Origin of the sequence: Yeosuana marina, from assembly GCF_011762485.1 — a bacterium.
Taxonomy (GTDB): Bacteria; Bacteroidota; Bacteroidia; order Flavobacteriales; family Flavobacteriaceae; genus Yeosuana; species Yeosuana marina.
Genome location: NZ_JAAKGI010000007.1, coordinates 128374 through 143206 on the forward strand (window position 1 = coordinate 128374; position 14833 = coordinate 143206).

General features: G+C 30.5%; 16 protein-coding genes. 14 read left to right on the plus strand and 2 right to left on the minus strand.

What is annotated here, in order from left to right:
- The first annotated feature begins 86 nt into the window (after positions 1-86).
- From G5V56_RS09255 to G5V56_RS09310, 11 genes are all read left to right on the plus strand, one after another.
- A complete protein-coding gene (locus tag G5V56_RS09255) occupies positions 87-1493 on the plus strand; it encodes an alpha/beta hydrolase family protein (protein ID WP_166964157.1) in 1407 nt (468 codons plus the stop codon).
- A 333-nt stretch (positions 1494-1826) separates the two neighbouring features.
- Positions 1827-2339 (plus strand): RNA polymerase sigma factor, encoded by a 513-nt coding sequence (locus G5V56_RS09265; RefSeq protein ID WP_166964164.1) that lies wholly within the window; start codon positions 1827-1829, stop codon positions 2337-2339.
- Positions 2312-2968 carry a hypothetical protein gene (locus tag G5V56_RS09270; protein ID WP_240911275.1) on the plus strand — a complete coding sequence of 219 codons (657 nt, stop codon included), beginning with the start codon at positions 2312-2314 and terminating at the stop codon, positions 2966-2968. The genes G5V56_RS09265 and G5V56_RS09270 overlap by 28 nt, the downstream gene beginning before the upstream one ends.
- Positions 2969-2973: 5 nt before the next feature.
- Positions 2974-3942: a peptidoglycan DD-metalloendopeptidase family protein gene (locus G5V56_RS09275; RefSeq protein ID WP_166964167.1), complete on the plus strand. Its 969-nt coding sequence runs from the start codon at positions 2974-2976 to the stop codon at positions 3940-3942.
- Between the two features lie 288 nt (positions 3943-4230).
- Entirely contained in the window at positions 4231-5271 is a 1041-nt protein-coding gene (locus G5V56_RS09280; RefSeq protein ID WP_166964170.1) for a serine hydrolase domain-containing protein, read from the plus strand.
- 143 nt (positions 5272-5414) lie between these two features.
- Positions 5415-6335, plus strand: coding sequence for a leucine-rich repeat domain-containing protein (locus G5V56_RS09285; protein WP_166964182.1), 921 nt, complete (start codon positions 5415-5417; stop codon positions 6333-6335).
- Between the two features lie 101 nt (positions 6336-6436).
- Entirely contained in the window at positions 6437-7003 is a 567-nt protein-coding gene (locus G5V56_RS09290) for a hypothetical protein (RefSeq protein WP_166964185.1), read from the plus strand.
- A gap of 52 nt (positions 7004-7055) precedes the next feature.
- The gene (locus tag G5V56_RS09295; RefSeq protein WP_166964187.1) at positions 7056-7934 is read left to right on the plus strand and encodes an alpha/beta fold hydrolase; all 879 of its coding nucleotides are present in this window, start codon (positions 7056-7058) and stop codon (positions 7932-7934) included.
- Positions 7935-8060: 126 nt separating this feature from the next.
- Complete coding sequence (locus tag G5V56_RS09300; RefSeq protein WP_166964189.1) at positions 8061-8474, plus strand: ester cyclase; 414 nt, start codon at positions 8061-8063, stop codon at positions 8472-8474.
- 1 nt (position 8475) lies between these two features.
- Positions 8476-8814: a GIY-YIG nuclease family protein gene (locus tag G5V56_RS09305; protein ID WP_166964191.1), complete on the plus strand. Its 339-nt coding sequence runs from the start codon at positions 8476-8478 to the stop codon at positions 8812-8814.
- A 94-nt stretch (positions 8815-8908) separates the two neighbouring features.
- The gene (locus G5V56_RS09310; protein WP_166964193.1) at positions 8909-9637 is read left to right on the plus strand and encodes an NAD(P)-dependent oxidoreductase; all 729 of its coding nucleotides are present in this window, start codon (positions 8909-8911) and stop codon (positions 9635-9637) included.
- A 96-nt stretch (positions 9638-9733) separates the two neighbouring features.
- On the opposite strand, the gene G5V56_RS09315 is transcribed toward G5V56_RS09310, so the two are convergent.
- Together G5V56_RS09315 and G5V56_RS09320 are read right to left on the minus strand one after the other, a co-directional pair.
- On the minus strand, positions 9734-11017 hold the full coding sequence (locus G5V56_RS09315; RefSeq protein ID WP_240911276.1) for a serine hydrolase domain-containing protein: 1284 nt from the start codon (positions 11015-11017) through the stop codon (positions 9734-9736).
- 127 nt (positions 11018-11144) lie between these two features.
- Positions 11145-12065 carry an outer membrane beta-barrel protein gene (locus G5V56_RS09320; RefSeq protein WP_166964195.1) on the minus strand — a complete coding sequence of 307 codons (921 nt, stop codon included), beginning with the start codon at positions 12063-12065 and terminating at the stop codon, positions 11145-11147.
- A 262-nt stretch (positions 12066-12327) separates the two neighbouring features.
- Between G5V56_RS09320 and G5V56_RS09325 the strand changes: the two genes are divergently transcribed.
- From G5V56_RS09325 to G5V56_RS09335, 3 genes are all read left to right on the plus strand, one after another.
- Entirely contained in the window at positions 12328-13104 is a 777-nt protein-coding gene (locus G5V56_RS09325) for a M90 family metallopeptidase (protein ID WP_206285888.1), read from the plus strand.
- Between the two features lie 121 nt (positions 13105-13225).
- The gene (locus G5V56_RS09330) at positions 13226-14182 is read left to right on the plus strand and encodes an L-threonylcarbamoyladenylate synthase (RefSeq protein ID WP_166964197.1); all 957 of its coding nucleotides are present in this window, start codon (positions 13226-13228) and stop codon (positions 14180-14182) included.
- 140 nt (positions 14183-14322) lie between these two features.
- Positions 14323-14751 carry a DUF1801 domain-containing protein gene (locus G5V56_RS09335; RefSeq protein ID WP_166964199.1) on the plus strand — a complete coding sequence of 143 codons (429 nt, stop codon included), beginning with the start codon at positions 14323-14325 and terminating at the stop codon, positions 14749-14751.
- Positions 14752-14833: the final 82 nt, after the last annotated feature.

Sequence of the window (14833 nt, forward strand, 5' to 3'; positions counted from 1 at the left end):
TTAATTATCAACACTATACATTTTACTAATTATAACGCTAATTATTTAGCGTGGACTTTTACGTCCAAATTCTAAAAATAAAATTTATGAAAACTAAACTAATAACAACACTTTTAATAGCATTCTCCATATTGAATGTAGTTTCACAAGATCTTTCAGGCGTATGGCATGGCTTCACAAAAAACCCAGATAATAAAGAAATTCTCTTTGTCTTTCTTTTTGAAAAAACCGAAAGTGGTTTTGTTTCAACCATGGCTGTTCCAACTTTTGACGTTTCAGGTATCAAACCTAAAACAACCACTTTTAAAAATGGAAAATTAAGCATAGATGGTTCAAATGTCGGTATGAAATACGAAGGAATATTAAACGAAACTAGCAATCAAATAGAAGGTAATTATACTGAAGGCGGCGTTCTACTCACTTTAAATCTTAAAAAAGGGAATCCTAAAATGGCTAATCTTAACAGACCTCAAGAGCCTGTAAAACCTTATCCGTATTATGAAAAGGATGTGGTTTTTAAAAATACCAAAGCAAACGTCACATTAGCAGGAACATTTACAAGACCCAATAAAGAAGGAAAATATCCTGTGGTCGTTTTAATAAGCGGAAGTGGCAGACATGACAGAGATGGAAGCATTCCTATGCACAAACCTTTTTTGGTTTTATCAGATTATCTTACTCGTAAAGGCATTGCTGTATTGCGATTTGACGATCGTGGTTTTGGCAAATCTACGGGAGATTTTAGTAAAGCCACAACAGCTGATTTTGCTCAGGATGTTTTAAGTGCGGTTCAGTATTTAAAATCGAGATCAGATATCAATCCAAAAAAAATAGGGTTGATTGGCCATAGCGAAGGAGGTATTGTTGCGCCATTGGCAGCCAATCAAACAAAAGATGTTTCGTTTATTGTTGCTTTAGCAGCAACGGGAATTCCTGGAAGCGAAGTATCTGTTATGCAATCAAAAACACTAAGACCTTTTCCTGTTTCTAATGTAGCAGAATTTGAACGAAATGTAAGAAAAGCAATTAAAATAGCATCTTCTGAAGACGACATTATACAAAAAAGAAAAGAACTCTTGGCACATAACAACTCTTACCTCGCTCCTATTTTAAAATCTTTAGGAGCTACCGATGAAAATATTTCAACTTTTATTGAAAAAGAAACCGAGTCTGTTTTAAAACCTTGGAATACTTATTTCTATAACTATAATCCAACAAATGAGTTTGAAAAATTAAGTATTCCTGTGTTATCCTTAAATGGAAGTAAGGATACACAAGTTAATGCAACAATTAATCAAAATGCCATACGAAAAGCTTTAATTAAAGGAGGTAATAATAATTATAAGATTGTAGAATTAAAAAATTTAAATCATTTATTTCAAGAATGTAAAACGGGAAACATTAATGAATATAAAGATATAAAACAAACAATATCACCCATTGCATTGAAAGAAATTTCTAATTGGATTTTGGAAATAATCCGGATAAAATAAAAAATTAATATATTCTGTCATATTTTCTTAAAGTTTGTAACTAACTATAATAGAAACACTAAAAAGAATCATTTAAATTTTTAAGAAAATGGAAAACAAAAAAAAATTAATTCAAATTTTAACAAAAATTCAAATAATCAGCAGTATTATTTGGGCTATTCTACTAATAGTTTGCTACCAAGTATTGGGTGAATCATATAAGGAAATTAGCCTTATACTTATTTGCGGTTTCTTTATTGAATTTTTGCTGATAAGTTCAACTAAAAACAATTTAAAAAAAGCAAATAGCGAAAATTAATTGACAGGATTAACCTTCTGAAACATTTAAAAAGAATGTATAAAGAAAAAGACGATAATTTTTTTGAAGAAATTCTTGAAAGGAATAAATATAAAATATACAGGATTTGCAATATTTATGCTGTTAATCCAATAGAACCTCAAGATCTCTTTCAAGAAGTTATTTTTCAAATTTGGAAATCTATTGACAAATTTGAAGGTAAATCATCTGTCGATACCTGGGTATACAAGATTACTATTAATGTTTGCTTGCGTTCAAAAATGAAATTTGCTAAAAGCAATGACAAGACAGACCGGTTTGAATCAATTCATTTTACGCGTATAGATAAAGAAATTAATACTTCTGAACAGGAGAAATTCAATTATTTAAAAGAGTGCATTTCAACTTTAAATGAAACAGACACTTCACTTATTGCTCTTTATTTAGATGATCTATCTTATACAGAAATTGGGGTAATTACTGGATTATCAGAAAATCATATTGCAGTAAAAATGAAGAGAATTAGAAAAAAGTTATTTGAATGTATAACACCAAAAATAAAATGTTAGAACAAGAATTAAAAGATATTTGGAATAATGCTTCTCAAACGGCAAAAATATCAATTGAAACAAATCAGTTGGTGGAAGAATTGAACAATAAAGTAAGTCGCATACAAAAAAAGATTCGAATAAGAGATATTAGAGAAATGTCTGCATCTGCAATTGGGATACTCCTTTTTGACTATTTATTATACGAAATCCCATTTCCTATTACTAAAGTGGCTTGTGGTTTGGCGATTGCCTGGTTCGTATTTGTTATTTTAAAATTCAAAAAATCAAAAACACAAAACATTAAAACTGATTTTTCGTTGTCGCTAACGGAACAACTTAATAATCAAAAAACAATGATGGCTCAGCAGGCAAACCTATTAGACACGGCTCTTTATTGGTATGCTATCCCTCCTTTTATCATGAATTTTATATTCATTTTAGGGTTAGAAAACCCGGCCGATTACAATTGGACTAATAGTATTGCCGCAAAAATATTACCTCTTTCCTCCAATTTAAAAATAATAACCTTAACTGGTTTAGCATTATTTTATGCATTTACTTTTTGGGTTAATAAAAGAGCTTTAACCAAAGATGTAAAACCAATTATAGAAAGCATTGAAACAATGCAACAACAAATAAAAAAATAATATCAATGAAAGAAATAATATTTATACTTAGTGCCTTTTTATTTATCAACAACGCTTTTGCTCAAAACGAGAGTGAGGTAACAAAAACTGTCGCAAATAATTTTCAACAAAAATACAACGCCAATGATTATCAAGGCATTTATGAGATGTTTTCCAACGAAATGAAAAACTTTATGCCACTCGAAAAAACATTAGCTTTTTTACGTGGGTTAAATTCAGAAGCTGGTGCTATCAAGACAAAATCTTTTGTGAAATACGAACAACCAAATGTAGCGTTGTACAAAACAAACTTTGAACGTATTGTAGTTGCCCTTTATATTTCTGTTGATGAAAATTCTAATATAAACGGATTAATGGTGAAACCGTTTAAGGAAGAAAACTTACCTGAACTTAATCGCAATGTTTCTAAATTAAAACTCCCTTTTAATGAAGAGTGGACTGTGCTTTGGGGAGGAGACACCAAAGAACTAAACTATCACGTGATTGATAATGCTCAAAAAAATGCTTTTGATTTTGTAATTACAAATCAACAAGGCAAGAGCTATGAAAACGAGGGAAAAACTAATGAAGATTTTTATGCCTTCGGGAAGCAACTTATTTCACCAACAGACGGAGAAGTCGTATTAGTTGTTGATGGCATTAAGGATAATAAACCGGGAATTCCAAATCCATTATATGTACCTGGAAATACGGTGATAATAAAAACGGAGAACAACGAATATCTATTTTTTGCGCACTTTAAACTTCACTCTATTGTTGTTAAACAAGGGCAAATGGTAAAACAAGGAGATGTGTTGGGCTTGTGCGGAAACTCTGGTAATTCTACTGAACCACATTTGCATTTTCATATTCAAAATGTCGAGGATATGAATAAAGCTACTGGTGCTAAATCCTATTTTGAAAATATTTTGGTGAATGGAGAATTAAAAAATGAATATTCTCCCGTTAAAACTGAAAAAGTAAAAAACAAATAACAACTGTAGCGCAAACCCGGATAAAAAATTGCTTTACTATTACTTGTTTTCAAAAATTCCAGCAGACTTTTTATTCTATATATATTTGCTACTATGGTATATCAAATATTAAAAAAAATGGTTTTTAGTATGTTGTCCATATTTAATGACGAGACTTAAGCGCTATCTAATCAATCAATACAACTCAGATATAAAAAACAACATTTGGGTCATTATTAATAGTAAAAATAAGATTGCGACTATAATTTAGCGCTATATAAAAGTGATTATTAAAACAATTATACTATTATGACAAAGAAGAAAATAAAACAAATATTCAGAATTGCATTTATTATTGCAAGTATATCTTCCTTGTATTTTGTGCCATGGATTTTGGTAAAGGCTTGGATATTACCATTACCCAATACAGTTCAAGAACAATTAGAGGAAGGTATAAATCATGGATTTGATGGTATGATAGTTTATGTAGATCAAGGTGGAAAACCACCGGAATTTTATGCAGCAGGTTGGCACGACCGAAAAAACAAAATACCTGCGTATCCGCAAGCCTTATTCAAGATTGCGAGCATTACCAAGCTATATATTGCTGTTGCAACCACCAAATTAGTTAAAGCAGGACGATTATCTTTAGATAAAACCCTCGCTGAATACTTTCCGGAACTTGCGGGACGAATTGAATATTCAGACAAGATAACCTTGAGAATGATGCTGCAACATCGGAGTGGCATTCCCAATTATGTAGACCATCCTGATTACTGGATAAAACCACCTAAAAACAGGCAAGAAACACTTGAATATGCACTCGATTTACCTGCTGATTTTAAACCAGGTGAAGATTATGGCTATTCAAATACCAATTATATGTTGATTGAGGACCTCATTGATAAAACGTTGGGGTATCCCCATCAACAATATATCAAAGAGGAAATATTAATTCCACTTGGCCTGATACATACTTTCGGTTCGCTTAGTGAAGTTAATATGAATGATGTAATGAGTGGTTATTATGTTGGCATTGACAAAGATTTTAAAACTGAAAATACAGGCTTAATGCTAGCAACTGCAGAGGATGTGGGTAAATTTTTGAGAGCATTAAATGATGGCTCTGTATTTAATGAAGGTGAACAGGAAATCTATTCCTCTGTTTACGAATATGAACATACAGGTCTGCTTCCTGGTTATCAGAGTATTGCGAAATACTACAAAGACATAGATACTGTAGTAATTCAATTTAACAATACAACCAACTTTAATGGATATGACTGGAATTTAGCGGAAATCATATACAGTCGTGTTGTAAAAATAGTGAGGCGTAACAACAACTCATAACTGTATGCTTTTAACACTAAAAAACATACAAACACCTTAGAAATAATTTTAATAGAAACTAAAGAAACTATCAAATCAAATATCCTTTCGTAACAATTTAAATTTAATATCGTCATTCTAATAAATTGCTTCAAAAAATAAAAATGAAATTTACCTTTACCAGAAATAAAATCATCTCCCCAATCTTTGTTTTAGCATTGTTTATCATTGTTTCATGTTCAAGTAATAATGAAAATGAAAAGCCGGTAAATGATATTTATTTAAGTATTCCAGACAATCATTTTGAAACTATTTTAATTGAACAAGGCATAGATTCAGACGGTATTTTAAACAAACAAATGTTAAAGACAGATGCTGAGGAAGTAAGTCATTTGGATTTAAATCTTACTGGTGATTTTGGTGAAATTAGTGATTTAACAGGAATTCAAGGCTTTACAAATCTAACATTTTTGTCGGCATCTGGTCAAAAAATTGAGACTATAGATTTAAGTTTAAATACCAAGTTAGATACTTTATACCTTCAGGCAAATTACTTAACATCTATTGATATTAGTAACAATCCAAATTTAATTTTGGTGGATATGCTGTCGAATCAAATCAACTCAATTAATGGACTATCAAAAGCGACAAATTTAAAAACCTTGAATTTATCTTGGAATAACCTAGAAGAATTTAGTATTCACAATGAGTCTTTAGAAGTCTTACATATAAGTCAGAACTTGTTAAAATCCTTAGATATCGATGGAGCTATCAATCTAAAAAATATTTTATTGACAAGTAATAAACTTACTGAAGTAGACTTTAGTTCCAATACATTATTAGAAACCTTATTAATTTCTGATAATAAAATTCAGAACATAAATCTTCAGCATAATAGTTATTTAACCCACTTATATATTACAAGTAATTCACTTACCAGTATTGATGTCAGCAACAATCAAGAACTAGTAGATTTAAGGGTAGATAGAAATCCATATTTAACCTGTATCAAAATTCAAAGTGGTCAGGAAATTCCAACCGTATCTAAGTCAGATTATCAAGAATTAAATAGTATCTGTAATTAGTGTAATTCACTCATCAAACCCCAATAAGTTATTTAGCTTTCTTTTTCAAAAAATACGAAATAAATCACAGCACATTTTAACAATAAATCAAACTAAAATTAATGAAACATTACACTCAAATTTTTAAATCACTAATAGTTATTTGTATAGGAATCCTTTTTCTTCAATGCTCAAATAATAAAGAAGACGTGGTTCAACAAACAACTATCCCTTTATTTAAAGAATCTGATATGTCATTGATTCACAACGATAGTGAAAAGTCTTGGCATATTACAGAAGTTATTAATAAGTATTACGATCCAAACTACGAATTAGAAATAAACCTAGATTGTGTTACTGATGATGTTTATACATTCTCAGCTACTGATGAAAATGTTCAAATTGATTTAGGAGAGTCACTTTGCTTCGCGGATATTGATGACGGTATTTTTACCGCAGATAATGAAATTTTTGAAAGTCAATTGATGTTTATGGATGGATTTCAAGGTGAGACCATTTATTTGCATTTTGCAAGAGGTTATATAAATGAAGATCACACCGCCTCAGGAGCTACTTCTACATATTACGCATTGGCTGAATTATCAGAAGACAGAATGGTGTTTCACAGAGGTGGAGGTCTATATATAGGTGAATATAATGAAGCCTTAATTTTTGAAAGAATTCAATAACTAATAGAAAAAACTACAACCAAAAAATAAATACATAAACTAAAACCTGAAGATGCACCAAGTTAAATCACTTTTCAAAACAAAAGAAGGAAAGAATGAAATTTTAAGACTTTATGACCAAAAATTAGATGAACTTAATCTTGGATTTGAATACATTAAGATTAATACAAGTTTTGGTGAAACAAATATTATCGCAACTGGAAAACTTTCAAATCCACCAATTTTAATATTTCACGGTTCTAATGGTTGCGCACCTATTGCTCTTGAAACATATCCTAATTTAAGCAAGAACTTTAGAGTGTATGCTATTGATGTTTTGGCGCAACCAAATAAAAGTGCTGAAACAAGATTAAGTATGAAAGATGATTCGTATGGGCAATGGGTAAATGAAATAATAGATTCTCTAAAAATTGAAAATGTTATTATGACTGGTTTTTCATTTGGAGGATTAATCATATTAAAAACACTTGAATTTAATGAGAGTAAGATTAAAGAAGTTTATCTATCTGCACCTGCTTACATAGTAAATGGAAATCCTATCAAAGCTTTATTTAAAATATTTATTCCAATAAAACGATTTATAAAAACGAAAAAAATCAAATACGTCGAAACGTTTTTAGCAGAACTTTTTACAGATCGTGATGAATTTGCCATTCAATATTTATCAAAAGTGTTCTTAAATTTTAAAATGGATTTTACACCTGTACCAATTATAGATTCTAAAAAAGCAAAATCAATTAAAACGCCTATTACCATCTTCGCTGCTACAAACGACATCCTTTTTCCTGGTCATAAAATGGTTAAGCGAGCACAGAAAATATTCCCAACGTTAAAAAGTGCAATACTAATTGAAGACTCTAAACACGTTCCAAATAAGCAACAGAACAAACTAATTGAGGAAATTATATTGGAAAACAACACACTACAATAAACTATATAAATAATTGAGGCTATTGAATACCTACACAATTACGATAATTGCTTTATATAAACGGTAAAGTATCTTAATCTCAAACACTAATTTTAAAAAAATTAAATAATAATACGCTTAATAACAATGAACAAAGAATCTTTCCTTCGGGAATTTATGAATGACATTTGGAACGAAAAGAATTTTGATAAAGTTGAGAAATATGTTCATCCTGAATACACAATTCAACTGGACACTGCTGACCCTTGGGAAGGAAAAACAATAACTTATTCTGAATTTAAAGAACGATTGAAGTTTTCATTTAACTCATTTCCTGATATGAATTTTGAAATAACATCTGCAATTCCAGAAGAAAACCATGTTGCTATCACTTGGATTTTAACTGGAACAAACCTAGGGATGATAGGAGATTATCCTCCTACTCAAAAATCCATAAACACAAAAGGGATCACAATTTATCATTTCAAAGACAATTTAATTAATGGACATACTCAGGTTATTGACAGAATAACAGTAATGAAACAATTAGGATTCATTTAATATGAAAACAAAAAAAGAACTCAAACAAGCGTACAAACAACTAAAAATTCCAATGGGAGTTTTTCAAATCATTAACGTTTGTAACAATAAAGTCCTAATTGATAACAGTATTGATATGGAATCCAAATGGAACAGACATAAAATGGAACTTAAACTTGGAAACCATAGGAATAGGAGTTTTCAAAAAGATTGGAATGAATATGGAGAGCAAAATTTTATTTTTGAAGTTTTATGCGAACTAAAGAAGAATGAAAAAGAAACTATTAATTATAATCATGAATTAAAAACTCTTCAAGATATGGTAATTGAAGAGTTGAATATTGAAAATATATATACATAAAAAACAGGTTCAAAAAATTGCTAATGCAAACTATTTTAGCAGAATGTTAAAAGTTATTTTGAACAGATACTAATTAAATTAATACAAGAAAGATATGACAATATTGGTTGTTGGTGCAACAGGTGCAACAGGTGTACGATTGGTTAAGGAGTTACTCAATCGTGATCAAATAGTTAAAGTAATTGTCCGATCACCAGAAAAACTAACTGACGCCATAAAGAATCATGAACGTTTATCTGTGATTTGTGCAAGTGTTCTAGAATTATCAGACGAAGAGATAAAACAACATGTTGCTGGCTGTAACGCAGTCGTTTCATGCCTTGGTCATAATGTTACTCTTAAAGGAATTTATGGCAAACCCCGCCTACTTGTAACAGAAACAACCAAGCGTTTATGTTCCGCTATCAAAACAAATAAATCTGAGATATCAACTAAATATATTTTGATGAATACAGTTGCTAATCGCAATCGTGATCTCAATGAAACTATTTCCTTTGCTCAAAAATGTGTCATTGGATTACTTCGAGTTCTGCTCCCTCCACACGTCGATAATGAAAAGGCTGCAGATTATTTAAGAACCGAAATAGGCCAAAAAGACAATACCATTGAATGGGTTGCCGTTCGGCCCTCAGCTTTAATCGATGAGGAAAGTCCTTCTGACATCGAAATATATCCCTCCCCTATGAGAAGCATTTTAAAAGATGGTCAAATTAGTCGAATTAATGTTGGTCACTTTATGGCAGATCTTATCACGAATAATGATATTTGGAACAAGTGGAAGGGACAAATGCCAGCTATTTATAATAGAGGGACTGCTTCATAAATTTATAAGTAGTGCATTTAACAGTCATTCTTATAATTTAATTTCAAAAAAATAGGTTCGTAAAACTTGATATTATAATCTTCTCAAATATCGAGATTAGTTAGAAGCGATTGTCTGTTGTAATTTTGAGTTGGTTTCATTAAAAATCCTATTTGCAATCTTATAAATATCAGGTATTACTGTTCTTGCTATTTTAGAATTAGTATTTAAAAGAACACAAATACCCAAATCGGAATCGGGATAGACCGCGATTTCATTTCTATAATTGTTAACGCTTCCTCCATGATGTAACATGGTTTTTTGTTCTTTATTTTCTAAAAAATTATGTATCCTCCATCCAAAACCATAGTAAGAACTTACATGACCTGGCCATTTTTGATAGTATTTGCTGTGACCTTTAATTTCTATAAAAGGAGTAAAAGCCTGACTTAAAGCGGTCTTATCTATTATTTCTGGACGATGTCCAAGTAATAATCTCATCCATTTTGCCATATCAAGTGCGCTGGCATTAATACCTCCTGCAGCTACGGCATTGTAATAATGATGGTTAAGTTTTAAGGTCTTCCATGTGTTATGCCTTTTAGAATATGGCAAAGCAACATCTTCATTATTCTCTAGACTTGTATAATCCATAGAAATAGTATTCATTCCCAAAGGTTTAAAAAATCTATTATTCAATAATGTCCTAATATCCTGATGGGTTGATTTTTGCATCATCTCTGCACTAAGCGCAAACATAGCATTTTGATAGCTATACATCTCACCTGGTTTACTAACAGGTACTACCGATTTAAAGCGCTTCGCAATTTCGGTTAATGGCAATCCAGCCTCGACAAGATTGGTATAACTATGGTAAGGCGCTCCCGAAGTTTGCGATAAAATATTCGCAAGTGTAATGTGGTTTGTATTAATGCTATCTCCCAATTGAAATCCCGGAATGTAATCGCTAACCTTATCTGTCCAATCTAATACGCCTTCACTTTTTAATTTGGCCGCTAAAACACCTGTAAACCCCTTTGATAGCGATCCAAGTCGAAATACAGTTTTACCATCAACTTTATCATCAGATGTAATATTCCTTTTTCCAAATCCCTCAGAAATTATGATAGAATCTCCCTTAACGATGCTTACTCCAGCACCCACAATATCTCCTGAAGCTATGGCACTTTTAAAATATGCAGAAAGAGCATCATGCAATTCTTGCTGGTGCTCTTTATATATTTTGATGTTTTTTTGATTGACCGTAGCTTTTTCAATTTTAGTGGTCGAAATTACTGCTCCATTATCAGAATTAGTCACAGATCTAACAACACTCAAGGTGAGCAAAAAGCACATAAAAATTAAAAAAGTTGGCTTTTTAAAGATTCTGAATTTCTTCATAAGTAAAAATAGCGTTTAATTTTTGGTGTAACGCTACGAATATAGGACGAAATACTTAATTAATCGATAAAAAACATTTATTTTTTAAAGCCTTTACTAAATTATTTGTGTTTTTATGATAACTATTCTACAAATTATATTTAATACCAATATTAATTCCTGCTCCACTAATATTTACAAATTGGGTTGGAATTTTTCTTGGTTCATTTTGAGGGACTGGAGTTGTTGCGCTTTGTGTGTAATTATCGGTAAATAAAAATTCTTTTTCAGATGTAGGTAAATCTGCTAATTGTTGACCAGGAACCAGCTGTGATTGATTACCAGTTACTGCTTTTGTTACATATTCTTTAATGGAAGCTGATTTGCTTTTTACACTAAAGTTTTTAAATTCAACTTCTCCAAAAAGACTTAACTTATTATTAATCGGATACGTAACACCAAAAGCACCTGCAAAACCGGTACTAAATTTAGATTTCACTTCAGATTTTGCATTTACTAAAATATCTGTTCCCGAACCACCACCATCAATCTGTTTTACATTAGTTTCTATGTTCAATGTACCTGAAGCAGTCATTATCACTCCAATTCTTGCATAAGGATTTACCTTTTTAAATGCAGGAGTAATATATATAGCTGGCATTAAATCTACTCCTCCCCGTATATAGGCTATTTCTTCAGAAACTAATTGTGGACTGGTAAATTTACCAATGGTTTCTTTACTTCCGTTAAAATAATTAATCCCTAATTCTGCTCCTAAATAAGGATTAAACATATACCCTCCAGTAATATTAAATTTATAGCCAGCTCCTAAAGTTCCATTAAGTGATTTTACTTTTACAGTAGAACCATCTGTGCTAATATCTGTAGATTGCTGAATCATGGTAATACCATTTGGATCTGCATTATTAAATTCAGTTTTTCCTGATTGTGCTATAATGCCACCACCAGCTCTTAGATAAAACCCACTAGATTTTTGCTCTTCTTGACCTTTCATGGTTGCGCTAAATCCTAAAAGGATACATAGCATAATTATTGCTTTCGTTTTCATGTTTTTAGATTTGTTTGTACTGTTTTAAAATAAAATTATTAGCAAAATTAACTCTAATTAAAAACATAGATTGCTACCTAAGTAGCACAATTTTTCAATTTATAAAACTTTAACTTTTATAAAATCAAATAAACGACAATAAATACCTGTATTGCATTGTTTTAAGAAGTAATGCTCAAAAAATCAAGCAACTTTAAACATATTTTAAAGGTTTTTTATTTGCTATAGTCTATTTTTAAAATTTAAACAAATCATCCTTTACATGGTGTTTACAATTATTATTTTTTTACTGTTAATAGCTTTTGCTATTTATGCATTCACAAGAAAAAAACAAAAAATCACAACATTTCCTTCGCATTGGCATACGCTATTATTAGAGCATGTTCATTTTTACAAAGAATTATCTGTTGAAGAACAAAACCGATTTAAAAAACGCATCCTAACTTTTTTTAGTGAAGTTTATATAGAAAGTGTTGATTTTGAAATTGAACCGCTAGACAAACTACTTACAGCAGCAAGTTCTGTTATTCCAGTTTTTGGTTTTAACGAATGGCATTACACTAATTTAAGTACGGTTTTAATTTATCCAGATCATTTTAATAAAGACTTAGGTTTTGCTCAAACTGATAAAAAACGAAATATAGCAGGTATGGTGGGAAATGGTCCATTAGAAAAACAAATGATTCTTTCCAGAAAGGCACTATATGATGGGTTCAAAATTAAATCGGATGCGTATAATACGGGGATACACGAATTTGTTCATTTAATAGATAAGATAGATGGTATAACAGATGGCGTTCCTGAAGCATTAATACAAAGGCCTTATGTAATACCTTGGCTTAAATTAATTCATAAAGAAATGGAAGCTATTAATGATAATAAGTCGGATATCAGAAATTATGGAGGTACTAATGAAGCTGAATTTTTAGCTGTTGCATCTGAATATTTTTTTGAAAAACCTGATGCTATGAAGAAAAAACATCCAGAATTATACCAAATGCTTAAAGATTGTTTTCACTACAAACATCTTGTAAAATGATTTTTATTTATTTATTCTTACCTCTTGAAGATAAATTGATATACTAATTTGAGATAAAGTATTTTCCAAAAAGGTAAATTTGCAATTACAATCACCTTTAATAAATACGATTATTAAAACAATGACAATTATTTCAAAAGATATTGTAAAAGCTATTGAAATTTTAAATAATGACGATGTAGTCGCTATACCTACAGAAACGGTTTATGGTTTAGCAGGAAATATTTATAGCGAAAAAGCCATTAAAAAAATCTTTCAAGTCAAGCAAAGACCGTTATTTAATCCGCTTATAGTTCACATTCATTCCATTAAAAAAATACATGATATAGTAAGTGAATTTCCAGACAAAGCTAAAATACTTGCAAATGCTTTTTGGCCAGGTCCATTAACATTAATTCTAAAGAAAAAATCAAACATACCAGATTTAATAACAGGAGGAAAAGACACTGTTGCAGTAAGAATTCCAAATCATCCCGTAACACTTAGTTTATTAAAGCAATTATCCTTTCCGCTGGCAGCACCTAGCGCAAATCCATTCAATAGAATTAGCCCAACTAGTTCTTTACACGTTGAAGATTATTTTAAGAATACTATATCGATGGTACTTGAGGGTGGTGAATGCAAAAATGGTATTGAATCTACAATCATTGGATTTGAAAATAATGAACCCGTACTCTACAGACTAGGGTCTATCTCTATAGAAGACATTATAAATGTTATAGGGCAAATTAAAATAAAAAACAATAAAGAAATAGCACCTAATGCCCCTGGAATGCTAGCTAAACATTACGCACCAAAGACAAAAACATATTTGGTAAATGATGTAGAAAATTTTGTAAAAAATTACCAGAATAAAAAAGTTGGCATATTACGATTCTCAGAAGATATACATTCCATAAATGTTGTACACGTAGAAATCTTATCAAAAACAGGTGATTTAAAAGAAGCAGCTTCAAGGTTATATAATTCTTTACACAAGCTTGATAACTTAAATTTGGATATGATTGTTGCAGAAATAGTTCCAGACTTTGGGTTAGGTAAATCTATAAATGACCGGTTAGAAAGAGCTACAAAATAGAATGATTATTCCTCGTTATATAATATTATTTATAACTGAAAAATAAAGTTAATTAATCGAGAAACCCATTAAAGCATTATATGTAAAATTGAAATTCGTGCATAAAAAAGACCAAACACGCACATCTTATTTGAAAACTCATGAAAGATTTACAAATAAAAACAAACCCACAAGTTGAAATGGTTTTCAATAATTATCCTGATTCTGTAAGAAATAAAATGTTAGCTCTTAGAAACTTGATTATTGAAACTGCTCAAGAAATTAAAGAAGTAAAAATAGTAGAAGAAACACTAAAATGGGGAGAGCCAAGCTATCTCACAAAAACAGGAAGTACCATTAGAATAGATTGGAAATCAAAATCTCCTAATCAATATGCTATGTATTTTCAATGTACAAGCAGATTGGTAGAAACTTTTAGACTCATATTTAATAATACCTTTAACTTTGAAGGTAAAAGAGCTATCATTTTTACATTGGATGATAAAATCCCCACCACTGAGCTAAAATATTGTATCAAGTCGGCTCTCATATACCATAAAGTAAAACATTTACCTTTGCTGGGACTATAAGATTAAAAAGCTATGGTTTTATGAAATCAGCTAATCCTTTCCTTAGTTTTAACCTCAAAACATAATTTTTGTAAAAGCACAA

What these genes read in the sequence shown, in the direction of transcription:
- G5V56_RS09255 (WP_166964157.1), top strand. Translation starts at nt 87, where the DNA reads ATGAAAACTAAACTAATAACAACACTTTTAATAGCATTCTCCATATTG.
- G5V56_RS09295 (WP_166964187.1), top strand. Translation starts at nt 7,056, where the DNA reads ATGCACCAAGTTAAATCACTTTTCAAAACAAAAGAAGGAAAGAATGAA.
- G5V56_RS09285 (WP_166964182.1), top strand. Translation starts at nt 5,415, where the DNA reads ATGAAATTTACCTTTACCAGAAATAAAATCATCTCCCCAATCTTTGTT.
- G5V56_RS09265 (WP_166964164.1), top strand. Translation starts at nt 1,827, where the DNA reads ATGTATAAAGAAAAAGACGATAATTTTTTTGAAGAAATTCTTGAAAGG.
- G5V56_RS09310 (WP_166964193.1), top strand. Translation starts at nt 8,909, where the DNA reads ATGACAATATTGGTTGTTGGTGCAACAGGTGCAACAGGTGTACGATTG.
- G5V56_RS09280 (WP_166964170.1), top strand. Translation starts at nt 4,231, where the DNA reads ATGACAAAGAAGAAAATAAAACAAATATTCAGAATTGCATTTATTATT.
- G5V56_RS09325 (WP_206285888.1), top strand. Translation starts at nt 12,328, where the DNA reads ATGGTGTTTACAATTATTATTTTTTTACTGTTAATAGCTTTTGCTATT.
- G5V56_RS09290 (WP_166964185.1), top strand. Translation starts at nt 6,437, where the DNA reads ATGAAACATTACACTCAAATTTTTAAATCACTAATAGTTATTTGTATA.
- G5V56_RS09275 (WP_166964167.1), top strand. Translation starts at nt 2,974, where the DNA reads ATGAAAGAAATAATATTTATACTTAGTGCCTTTTTATTTATCAACAAC.
- G5V56_RS09300 (WP_166964189.1), top strand. Translation starts at nt 8,061, where the DNA reads ATGAACAAAGAATCTTTCCTTCGGGAATTTATGAATGACATTTGGAAC.
- G5V56_RS09305 (WP_166964191.1), top strand. Translation starts at nt 8,476, where the DNA reads ATGAAAACAAAAAAAGAACTCAAACAAGCGTACAAACAACTAAAAATT.
- G5V56_RS09320 (WP_166964195.1), bottom strand. Translation starts at nt 12,065, where the DNA reads ATGAAAACGAAAGCAATAATTATGCTATGTATCCTTTTAGGATTTAGC.
- G5V56_RS09270 (WP_240911275.1), top strand. Translation starts at nt 2,312, where the DNA reads ATGTATAACACCAAAAATAAAATGTTAGAACAAGAATTAAAAGATATT.
- G5V56_RS09315 (WP_240911276.1), bottom strand. Translation starts at nt 11,017, where the DNA reads ATGAAGAAATTCAGAATCTTTAAAAAGCCAACTTTTTTAATTTTTATG.
- G5V56_RS09335 (WP_166964199.1), top strand. Translation starts at nt 14,323, where the DNA reads ATGAAAGATTTACAAATAAAAACAAACCCACAAGTTGAAATGGTTTTC.
- G5V56_RS09330 (WP_166964197.1), top strand. Translation starts at nt 13,226, where the DNA reads ATGACAATTATTTCAAAAGATATTGTAAAAGCTATTGAAATTTTAAAT.